Genomic DNA, 801 nt, shown 5'->3' with positions numbered 1-801 from the left:
GTCGCGGCGAGCTCGCCCGGCGTGCGGGCCATGGCGCTGGGCGTGGCGGGGGCCGGTGCCACGGTTGTCGCGGTGGCCCGCACGCCGGGCGAGCTCGCCGCGACGGCGGCGCTGGCCGACCCGGGCCGCGTCCGCGTGCTGCCCTGGGACCTCGCCGCACCCGAGACCGCCGACGACCTCGTCGCCGCCGCGCAGCGGCTGGCCGGGCCGCTGCACGGCGTCGTCCACGCCGCCGGGATCCAGCACCGGGCGCCGGCCACGGACTTCCCCGCCGACGCCTGGGCGCGCATCCTGACGGTCAACCTGAGCGCGCCGTTCTTCCTGAGCACCGCGGTGCACCGAGCCCAGGTCGCCCGGGGTGAGCACGGCAGCCACGTGTTCATCGGATCGCTGGCGAGCTCGATCGGGCTGCGCAACGTCGCCGCGTACGCCGCCAGCAAGGCCGGCGTCCTCGGCGTCGTGCGCGCGCTCGCGGTGGAGTGGGCCTCCAGCGGCGCCCGGGTCAACTGCGTCGCCCCCGGCTACATCCGCACCGCGCTGACCGAGGACCTGTTCGCCGACGCCGAGCGCGCCGCCTGGGTCGCCGGACGCATCCCCATGGGCCGCCTCGGCGAGCCCGCGGACCTCGCCGGCGCCGTCGTCTTCCTGCTCGCCGAGGCGTCGGCGTACATCACCGGGCAACTGATCAACGTCGACGGAGGGTGGCTCGCCGGATGAGCGTGTCGGAGGATCGCGGCGCCACGGCGCCGAGCACGGCCGCGGACGTGACGGCGGCGTGGCGCCTGTCTCTCATACACATCT

Annotated in this window: 1 protein-coding gene; it reads left to right on the top strand. The window is 76.5% G+C overall.

The window, feature by feature from the left end:
• The first annotated feature begins 30 nt into the window (after positions 1 to 30).
• Positions 31 to 717, top strand: coding sequence for an SDR family NAD(P)-dependent oxidoreductase (locus NBZ85_RS31495; RefSeq protein WP_261563468.1), 687 nt, complete (start codon positions 31 to 33; stop codon positions 715 to 717).
• Positions 718 to 801 lie beyond the last annotated feature (84 nt).

This window comes from Frankia tisae, assembly GCF_025403405.1.
Taxonomy (GTDB): Bacteria; Actinomycetota; Actinomycetes; order Frankiales; family Frankiaceae; genus Frankia; species Frankia tisai.
This window is presented reverse-complemented; position numbering and strand designations above follow the sequence as displayed.